This window comes from Vibrio sp. 1402 (assembly GCF_033340275.1).
The window spans coordinates 1-1,065 of record NZ_JAWOWE010000091.1; the positions used below are offsets into that span (position 1 = coordinate 1).

Sequence of the window (1,065 nt, forward strand, 5' to 3'; positions counted from 1 at the left end):
TGGGTATCTCGGCTAAAAACTTGATTGGAAGAGACGTGAAAACCAAATCGTTCCAGTACAACACTGATACGATTCAGTCATACGAATACAGTATGAGACCTGTTTACACAGTCGGTGCGGGTATCGTTGCAGACTACTTTACCATGAGCGTCGACTACGACTTAAATGAAGAGAAACGCTTTTCCTCATTTGATGACAACACCCAAATGATTCGAGCTGGCTTCGAAATAGACATTTTGCGCCAAATGGCACTACGAGGTGGCTATATGAAAAACCTTGCGAGAAGTAATGATGAAGGGACGATTACGGCTGGTATAGGCTTATCGCCATTGAAGCTGATTGAATTAGATATTGCTGCGAGATACACAAACGAAAATGCAATGGGCGCATCCATTAATTTCCTTGCGACCTATTAACTGAATCGTTATAGTCGGCTCCTCACATTGAGGAGCCTTTTTTATGTTTGACGATTTACCACCTATATCGCACAAAGAGCAGCAAGAAGCTGTAGAACGAATTCAAGAACTGATGGCAAAGGGCACAAGTACAGCCGAAGCGATCAAAATCGTGGCAGAGCAGATTCGCGCAGAATACGCAGCCAAACAACAAGGCAGTTAATAGAAGAAGCAGGGCACAGACCCTGCTTTTTTTACCCCTTTCTTAATCCATTTCCCATCAAACAATTTAAGTCATACCGTTACCGCGTAACACGACCTTCTTAACTACAGCAGTAAAAGAGGTCAACCATTTAGACGAAAGCAATGGGTAAAATTTTACCAATTTATTTTTACCCATAAGCATGCTTCAGTGGTGATTTTATGGTTACTCAGGCCAATCTTGGCTAAATTTTATATTAATCAGTGAGTTATCGTGGAATTATTTGCTTTTCCAAGATTGATGAATAATTTGCATGTAATTAAATTACACAGTGACCATTAAGAGGAATAATTAGCCAGTATAATGTGTTGAATTTTTAATTAAGACACAGTGTCACAAAACCAAATCAGAATTCGGTGCTTATATATACTTCCATATAAAGACAGTAAGTACTTGCAGACGGTGTGT

Annotated in this window: 2 protein-coding genes; both read left to right on the forward strand. The window is 39.7% G+C overall.

Going from position 1 to position 1,065, the window contains the following annotated elements:
- A partial coding sequence (traF, locus tag R7044_RS24335) for a conjugal transfer protein TraF (RefSeq protein WP_225455889.1) occupies positions 1 to 416 on the forward strand: 416 nt, incomplete at its 5' end.
- A gap of 43 nt (positions 417 to 459) precedes the next feature.
- Positions 460 to 618: a YoaH family protein gene (locus R7044_RS24340; protein ID WP_021821688.1), complete on the forward strand. Its 159-nt coding sequence runs from the start codon at positions 460 to 462 to the stop codon at positions 616 to 618.
- Positions 619 to 1,065 lie beyond the last annotated feature (447 nt).